The sequence below is a fragment of the Opitutales bacterium genome, assembly GCA_013215165.1.
Taxonomy (GTDB): domain Bacteria; phylum Verrucomicrobiota; class Verrucomicrobiia; order Opitutales; family JABSRG01; genus JABSRG01.
Genome location: JABSRG010000072.1, coordinates 1 through 16,399, shown reverse-complemented (window position 1 = coordinate 16,399; position 16,399 = coordinate 1). Strand labels below are relative to the sequence as shown.

General features: G+C 49.0%; 14 protein-coding genes and 1 other RNA gene. 3 read left to right on the top strand and 12 right to left on the bottom strand.

Annotation, left to right across the window (positions count from 1 at the left end):
- Positions 1 to 57: 57 nt before the first annotated feature.
- The 7 genes from HRU10_13470 to HRU10_13440 all read right to left on the bottom strand — a co-directional run bounded on the left by HRU10_13470 (position 58) and on the right by HRU10_13440 (position 8,932).
- Complete coding sequence (locus HRU10_13470) at positions 58 to 2,271, bottom strand: hypothetical protein (protein NRA28239.1); 2,214 nt, start codon at positions 2,269 to 2,271, stop codon at positions 58 to 60.
- A 31-nt stretch (positions 2,272 to 2,302) separates the two neighbouring features.
- Positions 2,303 to 3,463, bottom strand: coding sequence for an ABC transporter substrate-binding protein (locus HRU10_13465; GenBank protein ID NRA28238.1), 1,161 nt, complete (start codon positions 3,461 to 3,463; stop codon positions 2,303 to 2,305).
- Positions 3,464 to 3,554: 91 nt separating this feature from the next.
- Positions 3,555 to 4,055: a rhodanese-like domain-containing protein gene (locus HRU10_13460; GenBank protein ID NRA28237.1), complete on the bottom strand. Its 501-nt coding sequence runs from the start codon at positions 4,053 to 4,055 to the stop codon at positions 3,555 to 3,557.
- A complete protein-coding gene (locus HRU10_13455; protein ID NRA28236.1) occupies positions 4,052 to 5,626 on the bottom strand; it encodes an NAD(P)-binding domain-containing protein in 1,575 nt (524 codons plus the stop codon). The genes HRU10_13460 and HRU10_13455 overlap by 4 nt, the downstream gene beginning before the upstream one ends.
- Entirely contained in the window at positions 5,623 to 6,714 is a 1,092-nt protein-coding gene (locus tag HRU10_13450) for a hypothetical protein (GenBank protein ID NRA28235.1), read from the bottom strand. The genes HRU10_13455 and HRU10_13450 overlap by 4 nt, the downstream gene beginning before the upstream one ends.
- A 6-nt stretch (positions 6,715 to 6,720) precedes the next feature.
- On the bottom strand, positions 6,721 to 7,587 hold the full coding sequence (locus tag HRU10_13445; protein NRA28234.1) for a hypothetical protein: 867 nt from the start codon (positions 7,585 to 7,587) through the stop codon (positions 6,721 to 6,723).
- 16 nt (positions 7,588 to 7,603) lie between these two features.
- A complete protein-coding gene (locus HRU10_13440) occupies positions 7,604 to 8,932 on the bottom strand; it encodes a cytochrome P450 (GenBank protein NRA28233.1) in 1,329 nt (442 codons plus the stop codon).
- 146 nt (positions 8,933 to 9,078) lie between these two features.
- On the opposite strand from HRU10_13440, the gene ssrA reads away from it, so the two are divergent.
- Positions 9,079 to 9,431, top strand: a transfer-messenger RNA (tmRNA) gene (gene ssrA, locus HRU10_13435).
- A gap of 135 nt (positions 9,432 to 9,566) precedes the next feature.
- On the opposite strand, the gene HRU10_13430 is transcribed toward ssrA, so the two are convergent.
- Both HRU10_13430 and HRU10_13425 read right to left on the bottom strand, forming a co-directional pair.
- Positions 9,567 to 9,812, bottom strand: a complete 246-nt coding sequence (locus HRU10_13430) for a tyrosine-type recombinase/integrase (GenBank protein ID NRA28232.1) — start codon at positions 9,810 to 9,812, stop codon at positions 9,567 to 9,569.
- A gap of 1 nt (position 9,813) precedes the next feature.
- Positions 9,814 to 10,431: a hypothetical protein gene (locus tag HRU10_13425; GenBank protein ID NRA28231.1), complete on the bottom strand. Its 618-nt coding sequence runs from the start codon at positions 10,429 to 10,431 to the stop codon at positions 9,814 to 9,816.
- 227 nt (positions 10,432 to 10,658) lie between these two features.
- Between HRU10_13425 and HRU10_13420 the strand changes: the two genes are divergently transcribed.
- Together HRU10_13420 and HRU10_13415 are read left to right on the top strand one after the other, a co-directional pair.
- Positions 10,659 to 14,069, top strand: coding sequence for an amino acid adenylation domain-containing protein (locus HRU10_13420; GenBank protein ID NRA28230.1), 3,411 nt, complete (start codon positions 10,659 to 10,661; stop codon positions 14,067 to 14,069).
- 15 nt (positions 14,070 to 14,084) lie between these two features.
- Complete coding sequence (locus HRU10_13415; GenBank protein NRA28229.1) at positions 14,085 to 14,786, top strand: 16S rRNA (uracil(1498)-N(3))-methyltransferase; 702 nt, start codon at positions 14,085 to 14,087, stop codon at positions 14,784 to 14,786.
- Here HRU10_13415 and HRU10_13410 read toward each other — a convergent pair.
- The 3 genes from HRU10_13410 to HRU10_13400 all read right to left on the bottom strand — a co-directional run bounded on the left by HRU10_13410 (position 14,783) and on the right by HRU10_13400 (position 16,208).
- Entirely contained in the window at positions 14,783 to 15,022 is a 240-nt protein-coding gene (locus HRU10_13410; protein NRA28228.1) for a toxin-antitoxin system HicB family antitoxin, read from the bottom strand. The two genes, HRU10_13415 and HRU10_13410, sit on opposite strands and share 4 nt — an antisense overlap.
- Positions 15,019 to 15,447 (bottom strand): putative toxin-antitoxin system toxin component, PIN family, encoded by a 429-nt coding sequence (locus HRU10_13405; protein ID NRA28227.1) that lies wholly within the window; start codon positions 15,445 to 15,447, stop codon positions 15,019 to 15,021. Before HRU10_13405 ends, HRU10_13410 begins: the two co-directional genes overlap by 4 nt.
- Before the next feature lie 68 nt (positions 15,448 to 15,515).
- The gene (locus HRU10_13400) at positions 15,516 to 16,208 is read right to left on the bottom strand and encodes a M15 family metallopeptidase (GenBank protein ID NRA28226.1); all 693 of its coding nucleotides are present in this window, start codon (positions 16,206 to 16,208) and stop codon (positions 15,516 to 15,518) included.
- Positions 16,209 to 16,399: the final 191 nt, after the last annotated feature.

The window sequence follows — 16,399 nt, the reverse complement described above, 5'->3', positions numbered from 1 at the left end:
ACTTCCTTGATCGGAAGTCCGCCAGAGCCAACCACTTTTTAATTTTTTAGCGCATCCCTATGGGATGGCTGTGAAATTGCTTAGTAGATTACAGACTTCTTGGAGGGTGGACTCATGCTCCTTGGCAGACGATTCCATACTGGTAAGGCGATTCACAGCATCGGCGATTTGCTCGTTAAGGCGGAGAAAGTCGTCTGCTAATTTCTCAACAGATTCCGTATTTTTAGAAATTTGGTCATCGATTTTAGTCAGGATGCGTGCGGTGTTGCCCGAGGCGTCTGCGGAACGCATGGAAAGCGCCCGTACTTCGTCTGCGACGACTGCAAATCCAGCTCCTTGCTCACCTGCTCGCGCAGCTTCAACGGCCGCGTTGAGGGCTAGGATGTTGGTTTGGAACGCGATGGTGTGGATGTCGCTGGTAACGCGTTTAGCGTCTTCGGAAGCTTCTCTGATTTCAGACATCGCGGTGGCTAAGTCTTGCATGAGCCGATTGGCTGCTCTGCTCTGTTCCTGGGTATGGCTAATGATCTGTGACGTCTCTGATGTCTTCCCGCGAGCCAGCGAAATCTCCTCAGAAATCTGAGTGAGCTGTCGATGTATTTGTTGCGTCTGCACCGCATGGCCATCTGCCTGCTTCTTGAGTTGATCACTGTGGTGGGTGATGCCATCGGACGCTTGTGCAAATCCCGTCCTAGCCCCATCGATAGATCCAGTCGCACGCGATACTGCAGCGACAATTGCACGAGGAAGGATCAAGGCCATGAGAATTGCTACACTGATCGCCCCGATGCTCGAAACGAGGAGTGCCTTCCGCGATGAAGACGCAGTCCGAATACTCGAGTCGATTTGTGCACTGATGAAATGACCAATCTCAGCGATCTCGGCATCGGCCTCGGCCCCTTGTGCTTTGATCCAGTTTTGAGCTCTTAATGCTGCCGTTAAAAATGCTTCACGAGATTCCCGGTTTTGAGCCAAGGAGGGGAGGACTCGAGTTGCCGATGTGCGGACCTGTTCAACCGCTTGTTTCGCTGCATTGTGTAGGCTTGAGAATGTCGAGTCTTCAGTCAGCTGCAGGTTGATTGCTGATTGCTGTAAGCCCGCCTCAATTGCTTGCCATGAGGGGTCGAGAACACTGAATGACTGTTCGATTGAGTCTCTCGCGGAATCGAGTTCTTCGAGTGAAATGGATTGATTGACGACCTCTAGAACAAGGTCTTTGGTCCGCTGGAGCTCCGAGCGGAGTATGCCAGCTTTTTCATCGAGGTTCTGGGCCTGTTCGCTCAGTTCACGGACGATGCTCCGGAACGACGATAAGGTATCGAAAGTCTCTTGATTGATCGAGCTGATCGACGAAATAAGATCATCGAGCTGTAGTATATTTTCAAACACAGCATCGTCGACGGTTAGAGCTATGTCCACGCGTAGGCTGGTGAGTTCAGCAATCAGCGCCTCAAAATCGCCAGAACCGTCATCGCGTAGCAGCAAATCTAGACGATCTTCAGTCAGCGCTGACAGAGCTGATTGAGCGCGACTGAGGAGCTCTGTTGAGAATCCCTCGGCAGACCCCTTTAAATGTGAGCTAAGATTTTCGCGTAATGTGGCTAAGTTCGCACGGGAAATGGTAAGTCTATCTGTGCCTATGCGACTTTCTGCAGCACGAATATTATTCGATATGTCGAGAACCAGGGTGATGGCAGTGTATAGCTGGCCGTATTTTTCTGTGGTTTGGTCAAACAAGGCTGAAATTTTCGCCAGAGAATCATCGTTATTGTTATCGAGAGTCGAACGGATCTCTCCGAACCTTTGGAAGATAGCATCTGTCTGAGCCGTACGGAGATATTCGATTAATGAGCTGATCGCTTCATTCATGATATCGCTATCAATCATGAGATCTCCATGTAGAGCGCGTAGACTATCCAACTGATCGAGCGCTGAAATACGCGCTGTTTTCAGATCCTTTAGCACGTGGTTTCCACTTGAAAAAGAGGGGCCATTTGTCTCCCAGAGACCTTCGACAGACTCGTGATCTGGAGATTGTATCAGACCGTCTAGCGTTTCCTCTCTAAGCAGGCTGCTCTTGAGAAGGGACGCCTCTTTTTGGCGCGACTCCTCAAGACTGGCTACGGTGCTTTCCAGACTTGTGTTGAGATTAACCAACGTGCTGAACGCGAGCGCACTGATCCCACCCGTCAGTAAGATTAGAAGCCCAAAAGACAAAGCGAGCTGCCGTTTTAAGCCGAGTCTTCGTAACTTCGAGAAAGTGCTTTTCACGTTTCTAAAAATTTAGCTCCGCGGCGAATGCTTACAGGTCTACGATCTCGCCCGACTTGAACGCCGTCATATAGACATCGTTCATGCCTTGACTGTCATTGTCACTGAATTCGAGAACGACGCCGCCGAGATCAAATGTCCCCGTCGCTGCAATAGCCTCCATAAATCCACTTCGGGTGACATCGTTACCCAATTTGCTCAAAGCTTCGGTAAAGAGCTTACCTACTGCGAACCCTTCTAGAGAAATCCAATCGGGCTCATGATTGCTCCCGGATTTTGCCAAAAGGTCCAGGTATTCCGAGACGAATGGAAGGCCCTTAAGTCTTGGGTCGGGCATGACCTGTGAGATTAAAACATCGGACGCATCACCGCCCAAGTCTGCAAATAATGCGCGGGTGCCTACAAAGGATATATTACAAAAGAGCGTGTCGGTGATCTTAGCGCGGCGTGCTACACGGATAAATTCGGCACGCGGCTTGTATGCACCCTCCATAACAATCGCTTGCGGCGGATCCTTGCGGAAGGCCAAGACGCCCTTTTTAACGGCGAGCGTGTTGCGTTCATAGGTTGCTTCTTGTGAGATCTCAAGGCCACGGCGTTCCATGGCTGCTTGGAGTCCAGAGAGCCCAGCTTGGCCATAGCCATCGTTTTGGTAAAAAATTCCAATGCGGTCATAGCCCAGCTCATCATGCAAGTGGGCAACAAGAGCTTCCATTTCTTGATTATAGCTCGCTCGCACATTAACCACCCAGTTTAGATCGGGATCGCGTAGGAACCCCGCCCCGGTGAAGGGTCCGATGAAGGGAACTTGAGCTGACTCGACGAAAGGGACAACTGCTTTCGCAGTGGGTGTGCCGACACCGCCGATCAGTGCAAAGACGCTGTCCTCTTCGACTAGTTTCTTAGCATTATCCAATGCCTGAACTGGCTCGTAGCCATCGTTGTAAGTAGTGAGTTCGATTGTGCGGCCATGTATGCCACCTGTGCTATTCACGTGATCGAACCACAATTGGAGGCCATATTGCATCCCACTGCCTAATGCTGAGGCAGGCCCGTCGGTCGCCGCAGTTTGGCCTAATACGATTTTATCATCAGAGACCCCTGGTGCGGCAGCAAAAATAACGGCGGGAAATAACAAACAAGCCAGTAAGGCCAGTGATAATGATTTTAGAAGAGCAGGATTTTTTGGCATGACGCCCCAAACATTCGCCCAGCTAATAGGTGAATTGAGGAAAACTTGATCTATGTCCGCAGATTAGGATGCGTTCACTCGAGGAGCATGCCTAACGGTTCCAAGGCATCCTCGCTAATATGAGCCCCATTCCACAAGTATCTGTCACGCCGGCGAATACCAACCCACACCCCACGAAAATCGGAACACCGAAGAAGCCAGAGTGCACGGTCAGGCCCAAAATCGAAAAAGCAGCGACAAGAGTGCCCGCAGCGATCCTCACCTGCCGCTCAATACTGATCGTCCCGGAGCCCTTGATCGTTGAAAAACCTGCAGCCTTCCATGCCTCGATACCCCCCGAAAGCGAGTAAACATCCAAGTGACCTTGCGCCTCCAATACCCCAGCTGCAGCTTCCGAAAGTTTCCCGGACAGGCAGGAAAGCACGATTGGCCCCTCACCCTTAGGCCACTCACCCCCACGATTAATGACATCCAGAGGCACATTCTCCGTCCCCTCAATGTGTTCTGCCCGATACTCCCCCGGTGCCCGCACATCCCACCAACGTACCTGCCCCAACATCGCCTTTGCTTCGGATTCCGTAATTGTTTTCATATTTTCTTTTTCTTAACGGATGAAATCCAGGAATTTACAAGGTCCGTGCAGCGTATTAAGAATAGGACCAAGCACAGTACCTTAGGCAGATAGCACATCTGGTTTTCTGGTTTGATTTCCGATGCATAATGAAGGGTGCTGGCGGGAGCGAGATGCAGGCGTATCCAGTTTCTTATTGATCCAGTTGATCGAATAGTGGGGTACCGGCCCATATCGCGTGCAATGGCATCGCAGTATGGAAACATTTCTACGGGCAAGAGCTTATTGATCGTCAGGTGTGGAAATCTCATCTCGATCTGACGCCGCTCTTCCTGGTGCTTCTGCTTAATGTTTGAGGTGCGCGAAATGACTCCGGATAAGACTGAGAGCGCGTATTGCGCCTGAATTTCTGCGATACTTGGGATGTTGCCAATCACCGGCCGCGCGAATCCGATCAGAAAAATGAATGGGTATGTAGAATGAATACAGCCACGGTAGAAATGACTAACATCGATGCGTGATTCGGTAATCTCGTCCAATGCTGATTTATATCCAGTTTGATCAACGACCAGGTTGGGTCCGATTTTGATATCAGGGCCTTCCGATCCGAATGCCTTGAACTCATCAAATGTATGGTCTTTTGAAGGTCCAACGATTTGGATGCGTCCAGAGTCTACATAGTCGAGGAAGGTATCACTTTTCGTGTGAAACACATTGAACAATTTGCCTCGCGCATGGCGCATTAACTTGAGATTCCAGTCTTTGGATCGATTGCCTCGCTTCTTCTTTGATGTATGCTTACCGGCAAAAGACTTTTGGAAAAGGTCCTCATATTTCACACGTGTCCGAACAAAAAATTCGCCTAACGCATTTCGAAATTGTGGGCTTATTGAGAGTAATAGTCGATTGCGGAGATAGTCTGAGGGTACACCTCGAATTGGGTGATATCGAGGGCTCACCCGGATGCCTGAACGCAACGATAGCCACACTTGATTTTTCAACGCTGGATCTGCGAGACGGCTCGCCGTATCGACTGCTGATTCGCCTCCGCCGACGATTACAATCTTCTGGTTTTGTATTGTTTCAGGGTGCTCAACCTTTCGCAGAGTCGGGAGCGTAGTGTGTATCAATTTGGATCTATTTGCTAAGCCTGTGCATACGAAGACTGCATCAAAAGTTTCGGTGCTGGTCTCCGATTGATCGTTTTGGAGCATGATTTGCCAATTGGATTCAGACTTCACAAGTCCTTTGACTGATATGTGAAAGCGAATGTAAGCCTTAAGGCCGAAATTTTCGGCGAATTCCTCCAAATAGTCACCATACTCTCCGTCCATAAAGAAGTCTTTTGGCGATTCTTGAGAGCCTTCGCAAATTGCTGAAAATTTTGGATAACACGCGAACTGAGTAGCAAACTTGGTGGAGGTGGAAACAAATCCTTGATATGGGAAACCCCAACTTCCGCGAACATCGTTACCTTTTTCAAAACACGTCACTTCCCAATCAGGTAATAGATCGAGGGCATACTTGAGCGTGACAAGCCCACTGCTTCCGGCACCGATAATTGCGAGGCGTTTTTTATGCGCACGGGTCATGGCCTAATAACAGTGAGACTCAATAGTACGAAATTAAAATGGCTAGATTCGGGTACAAATAACAATAGGCGGTCTCCATGATTGAGTGCATACCCACGTTCTTCCATGAATTCATCGAGCATGATGAATATGCTGGCTGCGCCAGTATTACCCGCGGTTTCGAGATTCGTCCAATAGGGTAGTGCTTCACCTGACACACCTTTGAGTCGGCTCAACAGCTGTCGCTTGAAAAAGAAGGAAGAGAGATGCGGTAGTACCCAACTGTATTCATCAAGACTGTCTTTGTTCGTCGTCATTGCTGAATCCAGAAACTCATCGATGCAGGGGCGCATGTATTTGGCGAGGACGTCAACATCCTGCGACAGTCTGCCTGAGTCAGTTTCAAGGGTCATACAGCGTTCGGTCTGATGAGCAAAAGAACGGGAGTGTGTCCAATTTACGCGTAGAGCCCATGGACCTTCTCCCGGTGAGTTTTGAATCAGGGCTGCACCTGCTCCGTCCGACAGCATACTCCTCAAAAAGACTGACATGAACCAACTGGTTTTCCTCAACGTCTGGTTAGAATCGTAAGTCTCTGGAAGCTGAATGTATGAGGATTTCAATATTCTTGACGCATGCTCCGTCCCAATGACTAACGCCAACGTATGATCTTCAGACCGGATTGCTCGAGAAGCCGCGACAATGGCTTGAGCAGATGACGAACAAATGCCAGAGAAGCTCTGAATTTCCACTGCATGCTCTATCGTTTTTGCAGAGCTGATACGTTCGTGTATAGTCGAGGCGATCCCCGGACCGGAAAACGGAGCGTAGGTTGTTCCTGCTCCGATGTATGTCGGCTGATGTATTCCTATTCCCGACGCTTTAGTCAGGCATGCTCGTGCAGCACACACACCCAGATCGTAAACATCCATCGTGGACTCTTGGTCGGAATCCGTTGCGTAGTGACGTCGGCGAATTCCGTTGGTCCGAAGAATCTTTTCTCGTATCGGCCCCTCATGCTCAAGGGTACCCAATATGTCAGCGATTTCGTAATTTTCCCGTGCCGGACCTGGAAGAAACGAACCGGTTGAAGTGATGTAGGCATCCATCGTTTATTAGGATCTATTGCCCATTGGGCCTGCGGGTCGATTTATCAGCGTGTCGTATGCGAACTCATCAAATACGATATGGTAGTAGAGGTATTGGCTCGGATCTGAGAAGAATGCACTGCTGTTATAGTGACTTCGATTACTGTAAACTTGTAAGTAGAAATCGAGGTCAGTCATCACTTCTGGATGATCCTGATAAATGTGTTTCATTGCCCACAGTAAAATGGAGTCAGAGCCGAAGGAGTTGAGCGCTTTCACGGTCGTGCGCAGATCGGCGAAAAGTGTAATGACGAATACAATAAACATTACCACAGTCGTGCATCCAAACCACTGCAGAGAGTGCTTGCGATTTACATCAATGACTTCTTTGCCCAAGTTCATATGATTAATTGGCCGCGAAGCACGGATTTCTTCTAGGTTCTGGAGGAATATTTCTTTGTCGAACCTGTCAACGAGCTCATATGAGAGCTCATCATGTGCGATCGTGACATTATTTCTCACGAGATCCGAAATGTCGTTTAAGTCGTATTTTCCGTGGATGCCGTTGAGTTGTTTTTCCGGAGGTTTGATATCTGGGTGGCCAATGAGTAAATAGCGGTAGAGGATAGGTTCGAGTTGAATGTGGCGCACTATGAGTTCAACGGCGTCGTGTGATGCAAAGTATTTGAAGCCAAATGCAAGCGCGGTGTCGATAAGCCGGCCCTCAAAACCAATTGGCTTGCGATGGAAGATATATTTTAAGGGAAAAATGATGACTCTAAGAATAAAATAGAGGATCAGTAGCGGGGGTCTTAGGAAGATGTAGTCTAGACGCTGTTTCTCGACTCTGAACTTGTTATTAATGTAGTCGGGGATGTAAGGAAATCGATTCATAATAAAACGCTGAGTATTATCTTTGTTTAAAAATGAGTGGCAGGCCGCAGCTTGGTTCGATGGTCAGGGTTGCCTTCGTCCTAAGTGAATGGTTATCGACAATCGAGATAGAATAATTTACCAAGACAACAGCTATCAGTGTCATGATTTCCAACATGGCCATGTGGCGGCCGATACATACGCGCGGACCGCCACCGAATGGAATGTAGGCATATGTTGAGTGGCTGTTTTCTTTATTTCCTGGCATGAAACGTTCAGGGTTAAAGCTTTCTGGCTCAGTCCAGAAATCAGAATGCCGGTGTAGACTGTAGCGGCTAAATGCCACCATCGTGCCTTCAGGTATTTCTTTACCGCCCAGTTCAATCACTTGACTAACGTTGCGATTCTCAAACCAGAAAGGGGGGTGCAGTCGCAGCGCTTCCTGTATCACTGCTTTTAAATAGATCAGTTCAGTAATACTCTGGTAATCAATGGCCCGAATAGATAACTCATCAACAATTTGGTGCTGTATCTTTGGGTGCCGCGCAATTTCATAGAGACACCAAACCATGGCATTGGCTGTGGTTTCATGTCCGCCGATGACAATTCCTAAAACCTCATCAGCAATGATATTTGGATCGATGCCGCTGTCAGATTCTCGCTCCATCTCGCTGTATAAGTGATAGAGCAAGTCGTCTTTAGGAGGTGCTTTTGCTCGCTCTTTAAGTAAAGCATCAAGGAATGTTCCGAAGCCATTCAAAGCAAGACGAAGCCTTATGTTTGATGGCGTAGGACTCCATGGTTGAGATAGGATTGGAATGGGCAAGCGTGCGCTGTAATGATTGATAGACTCAGTCCATTTCCTGATCTTTGCTAAGCGCGGCTCAAATTCGAAACTGAAGAGTGCCTCACCTATTATTCGGAGGGAAGTATCGGCAAGTAGATGAGCCACGGGAACAGCCTTACCCACTTTGGCATGGGAGGCCAAACCCTCTACAAGTGACATCGATGCCTTCTCAATAGAGGTGAAAAAATTTGCCACAGAACGTCTTTGGAAAGTGTCATTCAACAATTTGCGCTGCCGCTTCCAGGCTACACCCTCTGCGGTCACAAGTCCTTTGCCGAAAGCGTTTCTAAAACGTCCATAGACCGGGCTATTCTTATCAAATTCTTGGTGTGTGCGTGTCAGGACAACCTTTACTAGATCTGGATGATTGAGGACGTAAAAATCCATGAGACCTCGGGAGAGAATGAAGTCTCCATATCTCTTTGTGAGTTCAGTGAAGTAGCCTACGCGATCTGAGAGCAATAGGTGTTGTTTGTAGAATCGCGGAGGTCGCGCTAGATCGAAAGATCCTTTGTGCATGTTGAGATGAGATGTGGTAACAAATTTCCATGTCAATCTAAATGACAATAAAAATGTCAAATAACCTTTTTGCCTTTCCAACTACAATTCCTGCGTTAGTATTTTCATTCTGTTCATTGGTATAACCACCAAATGACGGCTCAGGGGGGGGTGTTTTTGGATTCGACCTGTGATCGTACTTTTGGGTGGCGCGTCGGAGTTGATCACCTGGCTCCGTTATCAAGGAGATCAAAAAAACTAAATGGCGAAGAATCTCTTCCCATGGCTGCATAGTTTATCGTAGCCCGTCCTACCCCTGATGCTCTCTAGGGGAGTGGGGCGACGACTAGAGAGCAACTGGACCATGCTGCCCGCTGTATGGAACCAGTATCTAGCGGGCTGACCGCAGCGAAGGGTGTCGCTTCCCGCCGCTCCGGTGACATCAAACAACCGACTACACGCGTAGAAGCCTATTAGGAAAACCACAGGGACGCGGGTTCAACTCCCGCCACCTCCACCATTTGTCCATCCATGCCAGTGGCTGCCAGATCTGGCATAAAGCCCTGATTATCAGTAGATTTACGATCAGGTTGCGGGAATGATAGCGGGTCAGATTGCGACAGATTTTGCCTATGTGAGTCCCCCTTTTGTGGGTCTATTTGTGGGTTTTTGCCGAATTTTCGATCCAAGGCAGCGAATTTACCGCGTTCAAAACAGGCAATTCAAAGGTGTCTGTATAGACTTTTGCCGTCAGCTGAGGATCCCTGTAACGCATCAATTCTTGAGCAACGCGCGGCGCAACTCCATGGGCTGCTAGAGACGTAGCAAAGGTGCCTCTAAAAGAGTGAAAATCACGTCGCCGTCCCAATGCATCCAAGCGTGGAATATCCGCTGCCTCCATATCACGATACAGCGGACGCTCGGGGTTGGATCGGAGTGCGGTGGTCCACGTTGTAAGACTGATCTCTGAGAATCTGTGCGCCGGTTCGAGTGGCGAAGACAGAATGGGCGACTAGGCCAGGATATGGTGTAGTTTCCGTGCCTGCATGACAGAACAGGCAATCAGGATTGCGATTAAAAAGGGTATGGCGCAGAGCTCCATCTCCAGGCTTGGGAAGGCCAATTTGATAAAAGGCCATTCCGATTTTTGGATCGATAGTGGCCAGCTCGACATCGCCGCCTTTTACCCAGCCAATGTGATGGTCCTCATTGAAATAAAGAGCACGTGGTGTCTCAGCACTTATGTGTGAATTTTGGAAACTTGTTTGACTGTAAACCAGAATTTGCGATGCCGGGTCGACTCCCAGGCGCTCTAAAACAGCGTCGCGTGCTTCCTCATGCGTTGTCGCATTAAATTCTACATTGCCCCGTTGAATGGCATATTCCCAATCTGTGATTGCCCCGTTTGCTCGACGACGCGAATAACGCATTGGAGATTCCTCGTAAATCTGTCCCAAAACCGGAGGGCATTCTATGAGCAGCCCCGAGGTGGTGCAGATGACGATCAGCATTTTAAGCATAGATACAAATTCCAATCATGGATCGCAGCAGTGTCACTCTAGTAAGCCATTCGAAAGCAATTAAAGTTTCGTTGGACTACTGATGTTGTATAGGTGACGACTGCCGGAGAAATGCCGCGAGAAAGGAGATACAACTGAAAATCTTACTGTGAGGTCACTTCAAAACATCTTTGTCTTGCGAGCGAAAAGTTTCGCTTCTTTCGAGCCCATAATTAGCTGAATACCACATGGATTCTGCCAATCTACTTGCCCTGATAAACGAGTTAAGTGCCCAGGGTGCATCGCTTAGCTTGAAGGAGGGAAAGCTCAAGCTACAGGCTCCACCGGGATACCTTGATCCCGAGCTCTTGGGACGCATCAAGGCGAACAGAGACAGAATTATTGATTTTCTAGCGAAACCTACGAGCTCTGAGGCGCTTCCCAAGGCTGATCGTTCGGGCTCTTTACCGATGTCTTTTGCCCAGGAGCGTGTTTGGTTTCTCTCACAGCTAGAGCCTGAGTCTTCGACAGCATATCATGTCGTCGCTGCGATGGAGATAGAGGGTGATGCTGACGTGAGTGCTCTTCAATCAGCCCTCAATGCGGTCATTCAGAGGCACGAATCTCTACGCACCCACTTTGCATCAAAGGATGGCGCAGGTATTCAAGTCATCCGTCCTGAGGTATCTATCGAGCTGAACGAGTTCACCTGTGATGATGATGACGACTATACCTCAATTCTGAACAAACAGATTGATACACCCTTTGCTCTTGAGCGAGACGCTTTGGTGAGAGCTTCACTTGTCCACAGAGAAGACGGAAACGCGATATTCCTTCTTGTTCTGCATCATGCGGTAACGGACGACTGGTCTTCTGGTGTCCTGATCCAAGACTTTGTTTCGGCTTATCGCATAGGTCGAGATTCGCAGCTTCCGGAACTCAGTTGGCAATACGCTGATTTCGCTTGCTGGCAGCGCACTTGGACAGAGTCAGAGGACTTTCAACGTTCCATGGAATATTGGAAAGAGAGACTTTCGGGCACTCCGGTATTGACGATGCCGAACGACTATCCTCGGCCGAGCCAGCAGGATTTTAGTGGAGCAACAGTGAAGCGCGTTCTCGAGGAAAGTACCGCTGAGCGACTGGACACTCTTGCACGCGAAACGGGCAATACGTTGTTCAGTGTGCTCTTGGCGGCTTTCAATGCCATCCTCTTCCGAATGACTGGGCAGGGGGACTTCGCAGTCGGTTGTCCGGTGGCCAATCGCCCCCTAAAGGAGATCGAAGAATTAGTCGGTTTTTTCACCAACACGGTTGTTTATAGAGCGCAGCCACACGCTCGTATGCGCTTCAACGATTTATTGAACGCCACAGGGGCCGAGGTGCGTGCGTCTCAGGACCATCAAAGTGTCCCTTTCGAGAAGTTGGTTGAGGTCTTGGCTCCAGAGCGCGACATGGGAATTAATCCACTTTTCCAGGTCTGCTTCTCCCTCCTGACTTCATACCGCGACCAAATCGATTTAGGAGATATACAGATGCGACGGGTGGATACGCCGACCCACACAGCGCGATTCGATTTTACCCTGATGGCGGAACGCCTAGATTCGGGTTTACGGCTCGAAGTTGAGTTTGCGACGGCGCTTTTTAATCCCTCGACTGTGGATCGGTTTCTCAAGGGTTTTTGTTTGTTGCTTGACGCCATTTCTTCAAATCCAGAAACTGAAGAGGGTGAGCTGCCATTCGCTACCGGCACGGATTTAGATCTCGTAGTCCGTGAACGGAATCGGACTAACACATCATACCCTAGTTCGAGTAGTCTGGCAGATTTGTTTGGAGAGATGGCGATGGCTTATCCCGATGCCATCGCGCTGAAGACAGAGACTGAGCAGATGAGCTACCGCGAATTGGATGTTATCTCGAATGAATGGGCAGCCTATTTTCAGAGCATTGGTATAACTCCCGATATGGGTGTTGCAGTCTGCGCGCGCCGGTCCATTCCAATGATAGTCGGCCTGCTCGGAGTGATAAAGGCAGGCGGGTATTATTTGCCCTTTGATGAGGCTGACCCGACTCAACGGCTGCATGGGCTCTTTGCGGATGCAAAGGTGAAAGTGGTATATGCACCGCTTGAAATATTGGGACAGCACCGAGGACATGGGCTGACTGAGTTGGATTGGAGTAAGGATTTAAAGGTCTCATCAGACTTTAAGCCACAGGCGATCGATCCTGATCGATTGGCCTATGTTACTTTCACTTCTGGATCTACTGGTAAACCTAAAGGGATCATGATTCCCCACAGAGGCGTGGTGCGGTTGGTGCGCGACACTAACTACCTCAAGTATGGGCCACACCAGACGATTCTTGAAGTAGCGCCCGTGTCATTCGACGCCTCCACGTTTGAAATATGGGGCGCGGTCTGCAACGGCGCTCAGCTGGTCATCATGCCACCAGAGAAGCCATCGATTCAAAAGCTCAGTGAAATGATCGAAATGCAGGGGATCACCACGATGTATCTGACCTCGGCGATGTTTAACCTCATGGTTGACGAGCGCCTTGAGGTGTTGCGAGGACTCAAGGAGTTGCTGGTAGGGGGAGATATCATTTCGGCGCCTCATGCACGACGCCTTTTGGAAGGGGAGCCCGGTGTTGCACTCATTAATGGCTATGGGCCGACGGAGACTACGACTTTTGCGGCCTGTCACACTATGAGGGGCGCGGAGGATGTGGGGCATTCGGTATCGATTGGGATTCCGATTTCAAACACGACAACATATATCCTCGATGCATCCATGAATCCGCTGCCTGTCGGCGTGTTTGGCCAGCTTTACATCGGCGGAGATGGGGGGGCACGAGGCTATTTGAATTTGCCCGAACTTATGGCCGAAAGCTTCGTGCCGGATCCATTCTCCTCAAATCCCGGCGCGCGTATGTATGACTCCGGGGATGTGGCGCGCTGGTGCGAGGACGGCACCCTGGAATTTTTAGGACGCAAGGACAACCAAGTCAAAGTGCGCGGTTTTCGCATCGAGCTGGGCGAGATCGATAATACCTTGCGAGCGGATAACTCTGTGAGAGAGGCGGTTACTCTAGCCATAGACGAAGGGAATGGTAGCAAGCGTCTGGTCGTCTTTGTTCAGACCGAACCCGATACTAATCTGGATAAAGAGGCGCTGGTTCAGGCACTAGCTCAATCGCTTCCCGATTATATGATTCCTTCCGCTTGGGTCGAAGTGAAGGAGTTTAAATTAAACCGACATAACAAGATCGACCGCGGTGGCCTGATCGCTCTTTGGAACGAGCGCAGCGTCAGTAATGAAAGCGTTTTAGTTCCACCGACAAATGACCTTGAGAGAGTCATCGAATCTATCTGGTCGGATGTTTTGAGCTGTGAACAGACCTCAGTAGAGGCCAATTTTTTTGAAATCGGAGGACACTCACTGATGGCGACACGGATACTATGGAAAGTTCAGGAGATTTTCATGCGTGAGGTACCATTGAAGACACTGTTTCTCCAGCCGACCATCCGTCGCTTTGCGACTACTCTTGAAGCTCTAGAATCTACTCCAGGTAAAACGATGGCCACGGCGCGCATCTACTTGAAGTTGCATGCTATGGAGTCAGGAGATGTCGACGCCTTGCTGGCGAGTCGAAGTTCCTAAGACCTGTATTTACTCATGAACTTGTTATTGTTTCGCAATCGCGACTCTAGGCAGTCCTTTGCGTCGGGTTCGCGCGAGTATGAGCATGTGCGCAAAGTTTTGAAGATGAACCGAGGAGATCGCTTTGACGTCGGTCTTGAAAATGGCCCGCGGGGCAAAGCGTGCATCGAGCACTTAGATCGAGATAAGCTCGACGTCGTAGTGGAGTGGGGCAGTTGCCCAGAGCGGCCACGATCCGTCACCGCTCTGCTTGGGTTATCGCGCCCACAGACAGTCCAGAAACAACTCAATAATTTGGCGACACTAGGCGTAAGTCGTATGCTTTTTTTTCAGTCTGACCGCGGGGAGAAGAGTTATGCCATGAGCAAACTTTGGACAGACAATCAATGGCAACGCCATGTCCGTGATGGCATCGAGCAAGCCTTCTGCACGTATTTACCTGAGGTCATCCTCGTAGACTCTCTTGAAATGGCCTTGGCTCAAGTTTCGGACAACACCGGTGCAGTGCTCGACAATTACGAAGCAGAAATTCCTCTCAAAGCCTACCCTTGGTCCAATATTCCCGTATTCGCTATCGGTTCAGAACGCGGGTGGACCATACGCGAGCGCGACATATTCCGCGATGCCGGATGGAAGCTCGTTCATCTAGGTGAACGTGTCCTGCGCTGTGAGACTGCATCATCTCTGGCCGCGGCACACGCGCTCGGTTTAATTTAGTTAATGCGATCTTCTTTCTCTGGCTCTGCCGAAGGGACTTTCTGCAAGAGCTTCTTGAGTTTCGCTCCATTCCCTCGTTTAGCTCGTTCCTCGAGATAACTTTCTGTTGAAAGTGCAGACATTTTTTCTGCCACAGCTGTAGAGATGAATTGATTGATTGATACTCCCTCTCTCTCCGAAAATTCCTTGATGTGCCGATGAAGCGAATCAGGCAGCCTGAGGCTTAATGAACTCATAATAGCTTCTCCTTTCTGATAAATTCATAGGGTGTTATAGCGGTTACTCCGAGGTTCTTTGAACCTGTAAAGTCTTTGATGTTAAATGTGACGATGAATTCTGAATTCGATACAGTTGCCAACTCTAGAACCATATCATCTTTCCGGTCTTTGAGGAAGGGCCTCCATAGAAAATAAGGAGAGAACCGATGGCTCAGCGAGATGATCGAATCTAAGAACTCATCAATCTCAAAATCGGTGAAAACCAGTCCGTTACTTGGACGTTTTAGGACGTCCTCGTATTCGAATACTAGGGCGGCTGATACCGCGTAATCGACTTTGCCCTCAGATATGGAGTCAAGAAGAATGTAAGAGGCGCCGAGACTAGATCTGAGGGCAGAGTAAATCACATTCGTATCAACAACAATCACTTCTTGACACCATATGCAGTATCAATGTGTGTCAAGTGTTTCTATCATCCCTAGCCGCGGCACACGCGGTCGGTTTAATTTGGTTAATGCGATCTTCTTCTAGCTCTGCCGATGGTGCTCAGGTCTTTGTTGTGTAGGGGTTGTGGATCTGTGAAATCGAAAATTGCATTCTTTTGCTTGGTCAGAAATGCCCAATATTTGTCACCATAGGACCAATGCCACCATTCGGTAGGATAATTTATGAATCCCGCACCTTCCATGGCATCTACCAAGATTTTTCTGTTTCTTTTGGCTTCATGGGAGATGTTATTTGCATATGTGTACGTTGCATACTCCACACGGCTGGGTTCGTCATCCACCCGTGTGCCCATCTCGATTTGTCTATTATCTGAGTCGAGGATAGTGACATCAATTGCTCCACCGGTAGCATGAGGTGCTACATCTGGCGGCGCTACAAACTTAGATGCCTCATCATAGCTATCCCTTTCGTCTAGGTGAGGATTTAGGGATCGAATGTTTGCAAGATGATTTTGAAAATATTCTGTTTGGAGCTCCAAAGGTCGGTGACCTTCAATAATACAAAGCTTGTAATGTGGGGGTAGTCTCGTCTGAGCTTCGACGAGAAGATTGAATACCCTGCGTCTGACAAAAATCTTCGAATTTCCATAGTGTAAGTCAGTAACTTTATTGTTCAGTAGGACAATTGGGTCACCGCAATCAAGGACCGGCATTTTTTTCACTCTCTCATCAGAAATTATTATCAAGTCATTTTTCATTCTGTTTAGTAGGGGGCCGCGGTATAGGTTGCCGAATTCGATGAGTATTTAGGTGTTCAAGCGAGATACTTGGTATTCACGGTGATCTGGCACTGTCGTATGAAGCTCTAGCCTGGATTTTGCATGAACATGTCGACAGTCCAGTGTTGACAATAAAAATGTCTTCCTGCCGGGCTTCTTTGCTTGGTTTC